14 protein-coding genes are annotated in these 15,258 nt (G+C 61.9%); 4 read left to right on the top strand and 10 right to left on the bottom strand.

All coding sequences use genetic code 11. The features are described from left to right. Positions 1-44: 44 nt before the first annotated feature. A complete protein-coding gene (glmM, locus tag NKF25_RS00785; protein ID WP_253224844.1) occupies positions 45-1,409 on the top strand; it encodes a phosphoglucosamine mutase in 1,365 nt (454 codons plus the stop codon). A gap of 30 nt (positions 1,410-1,439) precedes the next feature. Here the strand turns inward: glmM and NKF25_RS00780 are convergent, their stop codons facing one another. The 3 genes from NKF25_RS00780 to NKF25_RS00770 form a co-directional block, all read right to left on the bottom strand. Continuing rightward, positions 1,440-2,552 (bottom strand): hypothetical protein, encoded by a 1,113-nt coding sequence (locus NKF25_RS00780; RefSeq protein ID WP_253224843.1) that lies wholly within the window; start codon positions 2,550-2,552, stop codon positions 1,440-1,442. Next, a complete protein-coding gene (hisI, locus tag NKF25_RS00775) occupies positions 2,545-2,955 on the bottom strand; it encodes a phosphoribosyl-AMP cyclohydrolase (protein WP_253224842.1) in 411 nt (136 codons plus the stop codon). The genes NKF25_RS00780 and hisI overlap by 8 nt, the downstream gene beginning before the upstream one ends. An 83-nt stretch (positions 2,956-3,038) precedes the next feature. After that, complete coding sequence (locus NKF25_RS00770; protein WP_066139951.1) at positions 3,039-3,320, bottom strand: GYD domain-containing protein; 282 nt, start codon at positions 3,318-3,320, stop codon at positions 3,039-3,041. Between the two features lie 368 nt (positions 3,321-3,688). Between NKF25_RS00770 and NKF25_RS00765 the strand changes: the two genes are divergently transcribed. After that, complete coding sequence (locus tag NKF25_RS00765; RefSeq protein ID WP_253224841.1) at positions 3,689-5,251, top strand: hypothetical protein; 1,563 nt, start codon at positions 3,689-3,691, stop codon at positions 5,249-5,251. Here the strand turns inward: NKF25_RS00765 and NKF25_RS00760 are convergent, their stop codons facing one another. Then, positions 5,252-6,115 carry a polysaccharide deacetylase gene (locus tag NKF25_RS00760; RefSeq protein ID WP_253224840.1) on the bottom strand — a complete coding sequence of 288 codons (864 nt, stop codon included), beginning with the start codon at positions 6,113-6,115 and terminating at the stop codon, positions 5,252-5,254. It lies immediately after the preceding gene. Positions 6,116-6,282: 167 nt separating this feature from the next. Then, positions 6,283-9,189: a leucine--tRNA ligase gene (leuS, locus tag NKF25_RS00755; RefSeq protein WP_253224839.1), complete on the bottom strand. Its 2,907-nt coding sequence runs from the start codon at positions 9,187-9,189 to the stop codon at positions 6,283-6,285. A 143-nt stretch (positions 9,190-9,332) separates the two neighbouring features. Here leuS (NKF25_RS00755) and leuS (NKF25_RS00750) point away from each other — a divergent pair, with 143 nt between their 5' ends. Further along, a complete protein-coding gene (leuS, locus tag NKF25_RS00750; protein ID WP_253224838.1) occupies positions 9,333-11,966 on the top strand; it encodes a leucine--tRNA ligase in 2,634 nt (877 codons plus the stop codon). A gap of 27 nt (positions 11,967-11,993) precedes the next feature. Here leuS (NKF25_RS00750) and NKF25_RS00745 read toward each other — a convergent pair whose 3' ends face one another. From NKF25_RS00745 to NKF25_RS00725, 5 genes are all read right to left on the bottom strand, one after another. Next, positions 11,994-12,425: a hypothetical protein gene (locus NKF25_RS00745; protein WP_253224837.1), complete on the bottom strand. Its 432-nt coding sequence runs from the start codon at positions 12,423-12,425 to the stop codon at positions 11,994-11,996. Positions 12,426-12,483: 58 nt separating this feature from the next. Next, a complete protein-coding gene (locus NKF25_RS00740; RefSeq protein WP_253224836.1) occupies positions 12,484-12,936 on the bottom strand; it encodes a peroxiredoxin in 453 nt (150 codons plus the stop codon). Positions 12,937-13,043: 107 nt separating this feature from the next. Continuing rightward, positions 13,044-13,481 (bottom strand): Hsp20/alpha crystallin family protein, encoded by a 438-nt coding sequence (locus NKF25_RS00735; RefSeq protein WP_253224835.1) that lies wholly within the window; start codon positions 13,479-13,481, stop codon positions 13,044-13,046. Positions 13,482-13,537: 56 nt separating this feature from the next. Further along, positions 13,538-14,344 carry a prephenate dehydratase gene (gene pheA, locus NKF25_RS00730; protein WP_253224834.1) on the bottom strand — a complete coding sequence of 269 codons (807 nt, stop codon included), beginning with the start codon at positions 14,342-14,344 and terminating at the stop codon, positions 13,538-13,540. A 94-nt stretch (positions 14,345-14,438) separates the two neighbouring features. Continuing rightward, positions 14,439-14,750 carry a hypothetical protein gene (locus tag NKF25_RS00725; RefSeq protein ID WP_253224833.1) on the bottom strand — a complete coding sequence of 104 codons (312 nt, stop codon included), beginning with the start codon at positions 14,748-14,750 and terminating at the stop codon, positions 14,439-14,441. Between the two features lie 162 nt (positions 14,751-14,912). On the opposite strand from NKF25_RS00725, the gene NKF25_RS00720 reads away from it, so the two are divergent. Further along, the gene (locus tag NKF25_RS00720; protein ID WP_253225576.1) at positions 14,913-15,236 is read left to right on the top strand and encodes a rubredoxin-like domain-containing protein; all 324 of its coding nucleotides are present in this window, start codon (positions 14,913-14,915) and stop codon (positions 15,234-15,236) included. Positions 15,237-15,258 lie beyond the last annotated feature (22 nt).

Genomic DNA, 15,258 nt, shown 5'->3' with positions numbered 1-15,258 from the left:
CCGTATTCGGAATCTCTTTGAAGGCAGAAATCCCATGCCCCCACATGAAGGTGTTCGGGTCGAGCGGGACGAGAGGGGTCGCCAACGACGAACTGACTCCCGAGTTCGTGCTCAAGATTGCGAAGGCTGCGGGAACGGTCTGGCGCACCGACCGCATCGCACTCGCACGGGATACACGAGCGACAGGCGACATGCTCGCCGACGCCGCGGCCAGCGGATTGGCGAGCGTCGGGGCGGACGTGGACCGACTCGGCATCGTGCCGACGCCCGGCGTGCAGTCGTACGCCGAAAGCGAGGGGGTTCCCGCGTTGATGATAACCGCGAGCCACAACCCGCCGGAGTACAACGGCGTGAAACTCATCGGCGACGACGGCATCGAACTCTCGGTTGACGACCTCGAACGAGTCGAAGGTAAGTTTCTCACCGAAGCGTTCGAGGAAGTTCGCTGGAGCGAGACGGGCCACAGCCACGTCATCGACGACGCCCGCGAACGATACGTCTCCCAACTGCTCGATTCGATAGACACGAACAAAATCGCCGACGCGAACCTCACCGTCGCCCTCGACCCCGGCCACGGTGCCGGTTCGCTCACCTCCCCCGAACTCTTCCGCCAACTCGGCTGCCGCGTCGTCACGACGAACAGCCAACCCGACGGCCACTTTCCCGGCCGCAACCCCGAACCCGTCCCCGGAAACCTCCACGACCTCGGCTTACTGGTCGAGGCGAGCGGTGCTGACGTCGGTATCGCCCACGACGGTGACGCCGACCGCGCCATCTTCTACGACGAGAACGGCGAGTACATCGAAGGCGACGCGACGCTCGCCGCGCTCTCGGCCGCCCAACTCGAACCCGGCGATGCCGTAGTCTCCGCCGTCAACGTCTCCCAGCGGCTGGTGGACGTCGCCCGCGAGACGGGTGCGACCCTCGAACTGACGCCTATCGGGAGCACCAACATCATCACCCGAATCCGAGAATTACGGGACCAGAACGTGTCGGTTCCGGTCGCCGGAGAGGGCAACGGCGGTATCTTCTTCCCGAACTATCGTCTCACCCGCGACGGCGCGTACACCGCCGCGAAGTTCCTCGAACTGCTGGTCGACGCAAGCGCGAGCGAGGTAGTGGCACCGTACGGCGGCTACCACAACGTTCGGACGAACATCAAGTACACGACGGACGCCGAACACGACGCGCTGCTCGCCGCCGCGGAGAAGACGGCGACGGATTCGAACGCCGAACTGAACACCCGCGACGGCTACCGCTTGGATTTCGGTGATGCGTGGGTGCTGGCCCGTCCCAGCGGAACGGAACCGATGGTGAGAATCTACGCCGAGGCGCACGAACGCCATCGTGCCGAGGAACTGGCGGCGGAGATGGAAGACACCCTTCGAACGGCCAAAGCGGACGTCTGATACCTCGTTCGATCGTTCAAACTCGAAACGCTACCGCGACGGATACGTATCGAGTGCGTCGCTCAGTTTTCCCCGTTCGTCCCGTAACCGCGCGAGCTCGTCCTCGACCTCGCCACTGGCGAGTTTGTCGCGTTCGTCGTCCGTCAACTCGGAGCGTGCTTCGGCTGCCGTTCGGAGTCGTTCGAAATCGTCCCGACGAGTGAGGTCCTCCACGTTACGGAGCCGTGCGATGGTTTCCGGCGGTGCGAATCGGTCCGCGACGCGAATCGCCTCCTCACACCACCAGCGGAGTTCGTTCGCGGAGGCGGGTGGCCAGTCGATGGTGAGTGGTTCCGGGTCGAGTCGGTCGAGATACGTCTCGTTCGTGGCGATGGCGCGTTTCAACGCGGCGGGGTCAGTGACGTAGTGGTCGAGCTTGGATTGGGAGTAGTGGGCGTATTCGAGCAGTTCGGGGACGGTGAGGTCCCCGCCGTCCCGACCGAGCAAGTACTCCCGAAGGGTTTCCGGCGGCGGCTGAAACTCGATGAGCGGATAATGTTCGGTCGCGGTGAGGAACTCGACCATTTCGCGGGATGTCGCGTCGTGTGTGAACTCCGAGAACGCATCGGTGATGGCATCGTTGGCGGCGTCGATTGGCTCCCGAAGCAGTTCCGTCGGGGCGTCCAGATCTGCGTCCCCGAGTTCCCGTAATCGTTCGAGGGACGCGATTCGTTCGTCCAGTTCCGCTACCCGCTGTGAAACGGTGTGTCGCGTATCCCTGTATCGCTCGCGTGCCGCCTGGCGTTCGTCCGACAGGGCGACGATTTCCTTCGCGGGTGTGAGCGCGTTTCGCGCCTTCTCGAAATCACGCTCGCTCAATCGGCGTTTGTCGATGGTCGTCTCCGCCCGTTCGAACGCCTCGCGTGCGGGCAAGTCGTCGGGCAACCCGTCCACGAAATCGCCGAACTTCCCTTGAAACTCCAGGAACGCCTCGAAATCGCCGGTCCCGGTCGCACGCGATTCGTAGCGGTCGAACAGGTGTGTCGCCCGGTGGTAGGCGTCGGCAACGGCGTTCATCTCCGCTTCGCCGTATTCGGCGATGGCGGCGTTTTTCTCCCGACACGCCTCGTCCGCGTTTCGGAGGTCGGTCAGTGGATCACTCATACACTTCGTCGGGATCGTACACCCGTTCGGCGACGATTTCGGTTTCCGCGGTCGGTTCGTCTCCGTCCCGATCGACGGATTCGATACTGCGGTAGAAACAGGATTCGTAGCCCACGTGGCAGGCACCACCGTCCTGCTCGACGCGGTAGAGCAACGTGTCGGCGTCACAATCGACGCGAACGTCCTTCACGTGCTGGAGGTGGCCGCTGGTTCCGCCCTTCTTCCAGAGTTCGTCCCGACTGCGGGAGTAGTAGTGGGCGAACCCGGTTTCGAGGGTTTTCTCGACGGCTTCGGGGGAGACGTATGCCAACATCAGAACATCTCCGGTGTCCGCATCCTGTGCGATTGCGGGAAGTAATTCGTTCTCGTCGAACGCGAGGGCGACTTCGGACGACTGGCTCATGCCTCCACGAACGTTTCGACGGGGAATAGGCTTTTTCTCTCGGGAAAGAGTGACCATCGATGATAGCTCCTTGAATCCTGCTGTCAGTCTTCGACCAACTGGGCGAAGTCGTCCATCGGAATGATTTCCATGGTTTGCATGTCCATTCCGTAGCTCTCCACCGCGATGCCCGCACGGAAGGCCGTATCGCGGTCGGGTGCCTCGAAGATGAGGAGGAAGTCGTACTCGCCGAGCACGGCAAAACTTCCATCGAGTTCGACGCCGAACTCCTCGAACTCCAACCGGATGTCGCCCCACGTCGACGCGAGTTCCTGCGCGTTTTGGACGCTCGTCCGGATGTCAACGAGTGCAACGTACTTTGCCATACCTGAGCGGACGGTGTGGGTTAGAAAAACGGTTATAGCCAATGTCTCGAAACGATCCCTTTCCAGAGGGTGAATTTCGGACGGAGGTAAGGTGTTTGCCGCCCGGTCACCACGTGCCTCCTCGGTTCGTTTCTCGTTGATTTCCATCGTCACCTAATCCGGTATAACGTAGTATACCGAACTGTATGCCAAATATCCCGTCGAACATTGCGGATTAATGTCGTCTGAGAGTTATCTTCGTCGTTCGAGACGGAGTGAACAATTGTCTGGCTTGAAGATGGTGAGTCACGATATCGGAGTCCGACGATGCTGGCGACGACAGATCGTTTCCTTCTGTCCGGTACGTCGGCTATCGTGGGAGAGAAACAATGACACAGGAGAACGAATCGGATGCGGCTCGGGGGACTCGCCGGAGTTTCCTCAGACGGGGAACACTCCTCTCCGGACTGCTCGTATCCGCCAGTTCATCGACGGTACTCGCACAGCCAACGACGAACCAAGGGACGACCTTGGAACCGATCACGTCGGGAACACAGGGGACCACACAGGGGACCACTGGAACGCAACAGGGTGGTGGAGCAAGTAATGGCCTACAGCAGGCGGCATTGAAAGGAGCGAAGCAGGGAGTCGCCAGCGCTGAAAACCAGGGGGCGAACGTAACGGCGGCGCAACGACAAGCCGCGATACAGGGAGCCACCCAAGGGGCGATAGTCAATCAGAACGTCAACGTCAACGTCGTCCAGAACGCCGCGTTCGGGTCAGCGAAAGGTGCGTTACTCGGCACGGTCAATCAGAACGTCAACGTCAACGTCGTTCAAAACGCCGCGGCCGGTGCTGCTCAAGGCGCGGTCAACCAGAACGCGAACGTCAACGTCGTGCAGAACGCCGCCCTCGGTGCGGCGAAAGGTTGTGTCAAAGGCGCGGCCGTCAATCAAAACGCGAACGTCAATGTCGTCCAAAACGCCGCCCTCGGTGCGGCGAAAGGCTGTGTAAAAGCCGGGATGGTCAATCAGAACGTCAACGTCAACGTTCTACAGAACGCTGCGGTTGGCGCGGCACAGGGTGGCGTGCGCGCGGTCGTAAATCAGAACGTCAACGTCAATGTCATCCAAAACGCGGTGCTCGGTGCGGCACAGGGTGCGGTGCAGGGAAGCATCAATCAGAACGTCAACATCAACGTCATCCTCAACGCCGCGGCTGGCGCGGCACAAGGTGGTGTCAAAGCGGGCGCCATCAACCAGAACATCAACATCAACGTCATCCTCAACGCCGCAGCCGGGGCGGCGCAGGGAGCCATCAACCAGAACATCAACATCAACGTCGTTCTCAACGCCGCGGCCGGGGCGGTGCAGGGCGCAGTACAGGGGGCAGTCAACCAGAACGTCAACATCAACGTCGTTCTCAATGCGGCACTCGGCGCGGCGAAGGGCGCACTCAACCAGAACGTCAACATCAACGTCGTTCTCAACGCCGCGGCCGGTGCAGCGCAGGGGTGTGTCCGAGAGGGCGCTATCAACCAGAACGTCAATATCAACGTCATTCTCAATGCCGCGTTCGGTGCGGCACAGGGTGCGACCACTGCGGCCGAGCAAAACCCCGGCGTCTCCGCGAAAGGCGTGAAAGCAGCGGCCTTGGGTGGTGCGACCGGGGCCGTCAAACAGGGGGCAGTCAACCAGAACGTCAACATCAACGTCATCCTCAACGCCGCGGAGAGCGGTGCACAGCAGGGGGTCGAAGCGGCAGCGAACGGTGCATCTCCACAACAAGTGCAACAGACGGCAGCAAGCCAAGCGCAGAGTGGTCAAGGGCAAGGACAAGGAACTCAGCAACCAGGCGGCGGTGGCGGTGGCGGCGGAACCACTAGCGGCGGTGGCGGCGGCGAAACCTCCGGCGGTGGCGGTACCTCCGGCGGTGGAAACTCAACCGGATAACTACCCTATCATTTCCGAAACGTCGCGGTCACCACTTCGAATTTCGTCTGCAACCGTGCTCACGTCCGCGAACTCGACGTCGGGTTTCGTCCGCATGTGCTGGATCAGTTCCTCCAGTCGCGTCGTTCGGGGTGGTTGTCCGATGACCTGCGGGTGCATCGCCAGCGTGAAAATCCCATCCTCCATGTGCTCGTACATCCAGTCGAACTGGGCTTTCCAGAGGTCGAACACGGATCGCTCGTCGGCGAAGCCCCACAGGATCGACTGCTCCCAGACGAACATCAGCGCCGGGAAGTCCGCCCGTTTCCACGAAATCGGAATTTCGACGACATCGCTTTTGTCGCCGATTTGGAACGGTTTCTTCTGGGGAGCGCTCCAATTCTTCCGGAGATAGTACGGGTGAAAGTCGTTGCCCATCGCGCTCGAATCCCATTCGAATCCCAGTTCGTCGAGGATGGAGAGCGTGTTCTCGGAGAACTCCCACGCGGGCGACCGGAACCCGACCGGCGCGTCTCCGGTGATGTCCTCGATGTTCGTCATCGCCCGCTCGTACTCGTCCTTTTCGTCCTCCTTGCTGTCGAACGTGCTCGGGTTGACGTGTCGCCACCCGTGACACTGGATATCGTATCCACGGTCGTGCACCTCGCCGACGCGTTCGGGAAAGCTCTCGATGGTGTGACCGGGGACGAACCACGTCGCCGGAATCCCGTGTTTGTCGTGCAGGTCGAGGATTCTGGGTGCGCCGACCCAGGCACCGTACACCCCGCGGGAAAGCTGTGTGGGGGCGTCACCGGCCCCGAAGGTGTGAATCCAGACGGAGACGGCGTCGAAGTCGTAGGTCAGGCAGACGGTCGCTCGGGCCATAGAAGAGACATAACGACGGGTATCGCCTTACCTGTAGCTCATTTGTGAGTTTTTGTGGGCGGTTGGATTAGCGACGTGAGCGGAGAACGGGCGGCAGAAAACGGACGATGAAGAACGGACGGCAGAAGACGACCACCGCACAGGGAAATTCGGTCGAGCGTGCCGACTTATCCTTCCAGATGGATGGCCGGTCGCAGTGGCGTGGCGTGGCGTGCTTTGTCCTCGGGGTCGGGCACGTCGTCGCCCTCGCGGTAGACCTCGACGTCGGCGTCGAACTCGCGTTCGAAGAAGTCGCGGGCGTCGTCGTAGACGGCGACCTCGTCCACGTTCGTCAGCACTTCGGCCTGGTCGTCGGGGCGCTCGCGCACGTCCTCGACCAGCGTCTGGGCGAGTTGATTCACGTCGTCGCCCTTCTCGCGCAGGTCCGCGTCCTGCATGACTTCACCCATCACCGCACCGACGTTCGGGCCGTTCTCGACCACGGCCGAGAGCACTTTGCGCTTCCAGTCGGCGGCGACGTACACCCGAATCGTCTCGGGGTCGGTGTTCGTCACGTCCACGATGTCGCGGATGTCGTCGGTCAACCCGGAGACCAGCGACTCCTCGATTTCCGTGACGGTGCTCTCGAAGTCGGCATCGGGGTCCGGCCACGTCGATTCGCTCATCGGTTCGCCCGTCAAGCGCTCGTGGAGTTCCGCGGTCATGAACGGAATGAACGGAGCCAACAGGCGCAGGCGGGTGTCCAGTACCTTGCGAAGCATCCAGCGTGCGCCCGGTCGGTCCGTGTCGGTCCGCTTGCGGTACCACTTCAGGTGCTCCTCGAAACCGTAGAAGACGGCTTGGCTGGCCGTTCTCGTCTCGAAGCGGTCCAACGCGTCCGTGGCTTCGCGGACCGTTGCCTGTAGTTTCGACAGCAGCCATCGGTCGATGTGCTGCAGGTCACGTTCGCCTTCCGGGGCCGCAATCGTGTCGTTCGCGCGGTTCCAGAACCGCCGCAGTTGGTTCCCGGTGCCCTCGACCTGGTCGCTCCGCCAGTCGTAATCCTGCCACGGTTCGGCGCTGTTCATCAGGAAGAAGCGGACCGTGTCGGCACCGTACTTCTCGATGGCGTTCTCCGGCAGGACGACGTGGCCCTTCGAGGAGGACATCTTCTCGCCCTCCAGCAGGCCCATGCCCATCACGGTGATGCCCTGCGGCCAGTTCGCCGGGTCGAACAGTTCGGCGTGGTGGAACAGGAAGAAGGTCAGGTGGTTGCTGACCAAGTCGTTCGCGGAACAGCGGTAATCGACCGGGTACCAGTAGTCCCACTCCTCGCGCAGGGAGAGGGCGGTTTCGTTGGGATCATCCACTGCTTCACTCCCATAAAACAACGTGTCGAAGAACTCCCTGTCCATCTCCTCGACCGGAACGTCGGAAATTCGATGGGCGATGGTGTAGTAGGCCATGTAGATGGTCGAGTCCGACAGCGGTTCGATGACGAAATCGTCGTCCCACGGCAGGCGGGTGCCCAATCCGTAGTTACGGATGCACGGCCACTCGTTCAGCCAGTCGATGGTGTGGTCGTACTGCTCGCGGGTATTCTCCGGAATCGCGTCCAGTCCGGCGACTACCTCGTGGGCCTTCGCTTTCCACGCCTCGTCGTTGTACCGCAGGAACCAGGTGTCCTGTTCGGCGACTTCGACGGCCCCGCCACAGCGACAGACGACCTCCTCGCTGAACTCGTGCATCGTGCCGAACGACCCCTGTTCTTGGAACTCCTCTTTGAGGTCGTCGCGCACGTCTTCCACGATTTCCCCGGCGTAGTCGCCGTACATCGGACCCAACTTCCCGCTGTGGAACTCGCGGTTGTACACCTCCTGGGTGGCATCCTCCAAGGCGGGGTCAGATGAATCCTCGATACCGTGTTCCGCCACGGCGTCCTCCGCCGGGAACTCGCCGTAGCCTTCCACGTCGATGATGGCCTTCGGTTCGATGGCGTCGACTTCCGCAGGGTCGATGCCGTATTTCTCCATCCGGGCGTCGTCGGTGTCTCGCGGGCTCTGCCCGCTCGACTGTTCCGCGGCCCGTCGCCCCGCGCTCTTGGCCTCCTGCAAAGCTACCCAATCGTCGGGACTGTGGGCCGGGACGGACATCACGACACCCGTGGCGTTCTCGGCGTCCACGAAGTTCGCGGGCAGGACCAGTACGTCGTCACCCGTGATGGGATTCGTGACGTGCTCGCCGACGAGTCGCTCGCCGGTAAATCGGTCTCGGATTTCCACGTCGTGGGCCTGCAGTTCCAGTTTCTCGGCGGCGGATTCGGAGACGAGCCATATCTCTCCGTCAACGTCGGCTTCGACGTACTCCGCGTCCGGGTCGATGTAGGCGTTCGTCACGCCGTGAACCGTCTCCGGGCGCAGGGTCGCCATCGGGACCGTGATTTCAGAGTCGTCAGCAACCCAATTGAACTTCACGAGGGTGTACTCCTGGAACTCGGCTTCCTCGCCCTCCAGCAGGTCGTGGGTCGTGACCGGGTTCTGCTCGTTCGTGCAGTATTTGACGGGATGCAGGCCTTTCTCCAGCAGGCCGCGCTCTTTGAGCGTCTCGTACTGCCACGTGATGAACTTCGAGTAGCGCTCGTCGTTCGTCGTGAACTCGCGCCGCCAGTCGATGGAGAGGCCCAACGACTGCATGTTCTTCTTGTAACTGTCCTCGATGAAGTGGCGGGCGAACCCCATCGGCGTCTCCATCTCGGACAGGTCCTCGTCGGAGACGTTGTAGGTGTCCTGCAGCACGGACATCTGTTCGGGTTCCCGTTTTTTCAGGCGCTCCACCGCGCCGACGATGGGGGTGCCGGTGACGTGCCACGCGATGGGAAACAACACGTTGTCGCCCTGCAGACGACGATACCGCGCCCACACGTCCGGGACGGTGTAGGTTCGCGCGTGGCCGATATGCATTCCCCCGCTCGGATACGGGTAGGGGACCGTGACGAAGGTAGCCTCAGACTGGGATGGATCGACCTCATATCGACCATCTTCCGCCCACCGAGACTGCCACTTCGACTCGATTTCCCGTGGCTCGTAGTCACTCATACCCTATCGGAGACGTGCGACGGTAAAAGAGGTGTCTACCTGACAGATACACGAGAACACGGAAAATCGGAAGTGAACGGCGCTGCCAGATGACAACGTATAGAAGCCAAACGGAACAAAGGATGAACAACCCGGATTCTCGCATGAAAACACGACGACAGTTCGACCACACGGAAATCGAGCATCGATGGCAGGAGGCGTGGGACGACGCCGACGTCTTCCACATCCCGGACGAGGCGTCCGACCCGGCGTACGTCCTCGGGATGTTCCCGTACACCTCCGGCCAACTCCACATGGGTCACGTCCGTAACTACACGATAACGGACGCCTACGCCCGATACAAGCGCATGGACGGCGAAAACGTCCTCCACCCGATGGGGTGGGACTCGTTCGGTCTGCCCGCCGAGAACGCGGCCATCGAACGCGACACGAACCCGCGCGACTGGACGCTCTCGTGTATCGACACGATGCGCGAGCAGATGGCGGACATGGGCTTCGGCTACGACTGGGAGCGCGAAATCACGACGTGCCAGCCCGACTACTACCGCTGGAACCAGTGGCTGTTCACCCAGTTCCGCGAGGAAGGACTCGTGGAGCGGGAAGCCGCCGAAATCAACTGGTGTCCGTCGTGTGAGACGGTGCTCGCCGACGAACAGGTCGAAGGGGACGCGGAACTCTGCTGGCGCTGTGACACCCCCGTCGAACAGCGCGAACTCGACCAGTGGTTCCTGAAGATCACCGAGTACGCCGACGAACTCCTCGACGATTTGGACGAACTCGACGGCTGGCCGTCCAACGTCCGCCAGATGCAGCGAAACTGGATCGGCCGCCAGCACGGTTCCACCGTCGAGTTTGACGTCGAAGGATACGGTCCCGTCGAGGTGTTCACCACCCGACTCGACACCATCTTCGGCGTCTCCTTCTTCGCGCTCGCTCCCGGCCACCCCATCGCCGAGGAACTGGCCGAAGAGGACGAGGACATCGCACACTTCGTGGACGAAGTCGCCGACCCGGAGGGCGACGAACCGCAAGGTATCGCCACCGATCTGACCGCGACGAACCCCGCAACGGGCGAGGAAATTCCCGTGTTCGTCGCCGACTTCGTCCTCACGGACGTCGGGACGGGCGCGCTGATGGGCGTTCCGGGCCACGACTCCCGCGACCACGCCTTCGCGATGTCGATGGACGTGGACATCACCCCCGTCGTCGCACCGAGCGAGGACAACGTTCCGGACGTGAGCGAGGCGGCCTACACCGAGGACGGCGTTCTCGTCAACAGCGATGACTACGACGGCCTCGACAGCGACGATGCTCGCGAGCGGTTGGAAGCGGACATCGAGAGCGCCGCTCACGACGTCCAGTACCGCCTCCGTGATTGGGGCATCTCGCGACAACGCTACTGGGGAACGCCGATTCCGATCATCCACTGTGAGGAGTGTGGGCCGGTCAGCGTTCCGGACGAGGAACTGCCGGTCGAACTGCCCGAATTCGTGCAGACGACCGGAAACCCGCTGGACGCGGCCGAGGAGTGGAACCACGTCGAGTGTCCCGAGTGTGGTGGCGATGCGCGCCGCGAGACGGACACGATGGACACGTTCATGGACTCGTCGTGGTACTTCCTGCGGTACGTCTCGCCGCACCTCGACGACGCCCCGTTCGACACCGAGCAGGCGAACGACTGGATGCCGGTCGACCGGTACGTCGGCGGCATCGAGCACGCCGTCATGCACCTGCTGTACTCGCGGTTCGTGACGAAGGTGCTCTCCGACATGGAACTGCTTTCCCACCGCGAACCGTTCACGAACCTCGTCACGCAGGGGATGGTCCTGCTCGACGGCGACAAGATGTCCAAGAGCAAGGGCAACGTCGTCTCGCCCCAGCGCATCGTCGAGGAGTACGGTGCCGACACGGCCCGTCTGTTCACGATGCAGGCCGCCCAACCGGAGAAGGACTTCGACTGGACCGAGGAGGGCGTCAAATCGAGCCACCAGTTCCTCGAACGTCTCGCCGGGGCGGTCGAATCGTTCGTCGAATCGTCGCTCGACGGCGAGCACGACGAAGTCGCGGAGTACGTCGAACGCGAAATCGACGCCACCGTCGCCATCGCCAACGACGAGTTCGAGTCGCTGACGTTCAACGGTGCGCTCCGCGAGACACAGGAACTGACGACCCTGCTCACGCGCTACCGCGAAGAAACCTCGCCGCACGGCCCGACGCTCGAACGCGGCCTGCGAACCGTCGTCAAACTGTTGGCACCCGTCACCCCGCACATCTGCGAGGAACTGTGGGGCGACCTCGGTGGCGAGGGCTTCGTCGTCGAAGCCGAGTGGCCGGAACCCGAGATGGACCCGACAGAACTCGAACTGGCCCGTCAGTTGGTCGAGAACACCCAGGAGGACGTTCGCCACATCGTCACCATCGCGGACATCGACGACCCCGAACGCATCGACATCGTCGTCGCCGCGCCGTGGCAGTTCGAGGCGCTCGACATCGCGCGCGAGTCCGACGCCCCCAACGTCATCGGCGAAATCATGCAGGAAGACGAGATACGGAAGCAGGGCGACGACGCCGCGAAGTACGGACAGGAGCTACAACAGGAGCGCCAGTCGCTTCCGGAAACGCTCTCGCCGGAGCGTGAGCAGGTCGCGCTTCGACGGGCGAACTGGCTGTTCGAGCGTGAGTTCGACGCCGACGTTCACCTGTTGACGGCCGACGAGGCCGACGGCGACTTGGCGGCGAAAGCGCGTCCCGGTCGCCCCGCGATACACATCGACTGACGGACCGGCCCATCAGTCATGATTTTGTCAACTCGTTTCGTCTGGCAGAAACACCACCAAATCGAGTCCGTACACCGAGCCGTAAGCGACGAAAATGACCAGGATATGTGCGAGGATTTGAAGAACTGAAAACGTCGTTACGGTATCCGAGAGTCCCGAAGAGACGGAGATTAGGTTGGTCAGCATCGGGAGGAGGAATCCGAGGACGAGCAGCCAGATGGTAACCTCGATGCGCTTTCGCTGCCCGTCCGGATTTCGAACTCCCCAGAGGAATCCGGCGATGATCATGGAGAGGAGAAATACGATTGCAGCAGGCGTGCCGTCGATGAAATACGTCGCCCGTGTCGAGGAGAGATACCACGCGACGGACGCGAAGCCGATCAGAAAGCAGAAGAATCCCGTCACACCCCACTGAACCGCACCGATGACTCCTTCGGGAAGGTTCGAGCGAAATTCCATACGCGAACGTCACTGAGCGGAGACAAAAAACTAGCAACCGAACCCGAAACCGGTCCGATCAGTCCAGTACGACGAGTTCGTCGTCGAGCATCTCCTGCAACACTTCGCGCGCGTGGCCGTCGGGGTCCACGCCGGGGTAGACAGCCTGGACTTCGCCGTCCGCGAGGACGAACGTGGTTCGCTGGGTGAAGTCGTTCTCGATTTCGACGCCGAACGAGTCGGCGATTTCGCCGTCCGGGTCGGCCAGCAGGTCGAATTCGAGGTCGAACTTGTCGGCGAACGCGTCGTGGCTGTCCACGTCGTCGGTCGAGACGCCGTAGACGGTCGCACCGGCGTCGCGGTAACTCTCCAGTTCCGCGTTGAACTGCTTCGCCTCGATGGTGCACCCCGGCGTGTCGTCACGCGGGTAGAAGTACACGACCGTCGGCGCTTCGAAGGACGGGGATACCGTCTCGCCGTGCTGGTTCTGCGCGGTCACCTCGGGCGCGTCGTCGCCTGCGTCGAGCGTCATGTGCCGCGATTATGCCCGAGATAGCAAGGGAGTTGTGGTTGCTGTAAGTCCCGCCGTTTACCACGGGTCTACGGGTATCGGGACGGGCGGGAAGTCGCGGCGGACGATCAGTTGACTTCGATGTCGTGCGAATCGTCCTCGTCCATCTCCTTCGGGAGCGTGACGGTCAACACGCCGTTTTTGTACTCCGCCGAGACGCCCGTCTCGTCCACGGGTTCCGGAACGGTGAGCGTTCGACTCATCGACTGCTGGCGGCGTTCCTTCCGGAGGAAGTCCTCGTCACCGGCCTCGGTTTCGGCCGAACTCTCGGCCGAGATTCGAAGGCGGTCTCCGCGGAGCGAGATGTCGATGTCGTCCTTCTCGAAGCCCGGCAGGTCGGCGGTGACGACGAACTCGTCGCCACGGTCGGCCATATCGAGCGACATGCCGCCGGGTTGCCAGCCCATACCGCCCCCGCCGAACTGGTCACCCATGCTCTCGAACTGGCGGCCCATTCGTTCGAACAGTTCCTCTAACTCATCGAAGGGATTCTTTCGTCCGGCCATGATTCCGTCTCACCGTTCGACGTACGACGGCTTAAAAATTCACGCTGAAAGTTACGTCACCCGTCGATGACGTGTTGCGTGTCGTAGGATCCGAGTCGCCGCACCCATCCGTTCTCCGCAAGCGACTCGACTTCGGCGAGCGCGTCTTTGGCGCGTTTCTCGTACAGACCCGCCTCGAAGTCGAGATGGAAGACGTAGTCGCCGAGTCGTTCCCCGCTCGGTCGTGATTCGACGCGGGTGAGGTTGATGGCGCGGTCGGCGAACGGTTCGAGGAGCGAGAGCAGGAGACCGGGATAGTTCGAACCGGGATACACGACGAGCGAGGATTTACCGCCCGCGTCGGAGCGTTCGTCCGCGGGCGCGAGGACGAAAAACCGGGTCGCGTTCGACGTGCGTTCCTGGATGTCCTCCGCGAGGATGGTCAGTTCCCCGGCGTTGTCGGGGTGGGCGATACCGGCCACTGACGAGTCGGCGCGGGCGCGTTCGACGCCACGAGCGGTGCTCGTGACGGCCTCTCGTTTCACGTCGGGGTACTCGCGTTCGAGGTACGGCCGACATTGGGCGAGCGCCTGTGCGTGGCTGGCGACCGTTTCGAAGTCGGTACTCTGGGCCATCAAGGCGTGACGGATCGGCGTCACGAGTTCGCGGACGACCGCAACGTCGTTGTCCGCGAGGGCGTCCAGCGTCGCCGTGACGCTTCCTTCGATGCTGTTCTCGATGGGGACGACACCGCGAGCGTACTCGCCACCGGCGACCGCTTTCACGATGTCGGTGACGGATTCCAGGAATTCGACGTCGTCCGCGACTGCGCTGGCGGCCCGATGTGAGTAGGTACCCGCCGGACCGAGGGTTACTGCTTGCATGGCCAGGGGTTTCGAGTGGGGAGGCAAAAACGCGTCGGGGACGGTCAATTATGTCGACAACAGCGAATAATCGGAGATCACGGTCGTGTCGGAATCACGTGTGCTCGGCGGCCGTCGTTCGGTCCACGAGTTTGTACGCCTGACTCGGGTCGTCGTATTCGTCGTGATTCGGATACACGAAGGCCAGTTCTTGGGCTTCGAACTCCTCGAACCATTCACGCCACCCGACGGTCGCGAGTGCTTCAGTGTCGTCCATGTTCGGGAATTCGATTCGGAGGTATTCGATGCTGTGGGGGGTCATCTCGTCCGTCGCCGGGCGACCGTCGTGTTTTTCGACCCACTGCATTATCGTGTCGTGATTCGTCGTTACCGTTCCATGGTTCGTGTTGATCGTCTCGTTGAGCATGAGTCCTCGTGTCGATCGTTTGTTGGGGACGTTTCCGTGTCAGTTCCGGGCTTGCATACGCATGGAAACCATAATATTGGCCGTCAGATCACGATGAGAAACGAGTCGGCGGAACGCGTGACGGCGGTCGCTTTTAAGATGATGAACGGCGAACTCACACACATGGTGAGCGATTCAGGTGACGATCCGGACGTGGAGATCGATGTGGACCGACTCAAACTCGGACAAACCGTCTACGACGACAACGGAAACCGATTGGGGGACATCCGGGGCTTCGACGACTCCGGCTTTTACGTTACCATGCGGGAGGGCTACGAAGCACTCTCGGTGGAGCACGCCCGTGCGGGCCACGAACTCGGCGAAGCGGAGCTGATGTGGCGCTGCTCGAACTGCGGCGAGATGGGTGATCTGGACGACAACCTACCGGATACCTGTCCCAACTGCGGCGTCCCGAAGGAAGAACTCTACTACTGGACGGAAGACTGAGAGTCGAAAGACGGCTGAATTT

This window comes from Haladaptatus sp. AB643, assembly GCF_024136975.1.
Classification (GTDB): domain Archaea; phylum Halobacteriota; class Halobacteria; order Halobacteriales; family Haladaptataceae; genus Haladaptatus.
Note: the sequence above shows the minus strand (reverse complement) of the source record. Positions and strands in the feature narration are given on the sequence as shown.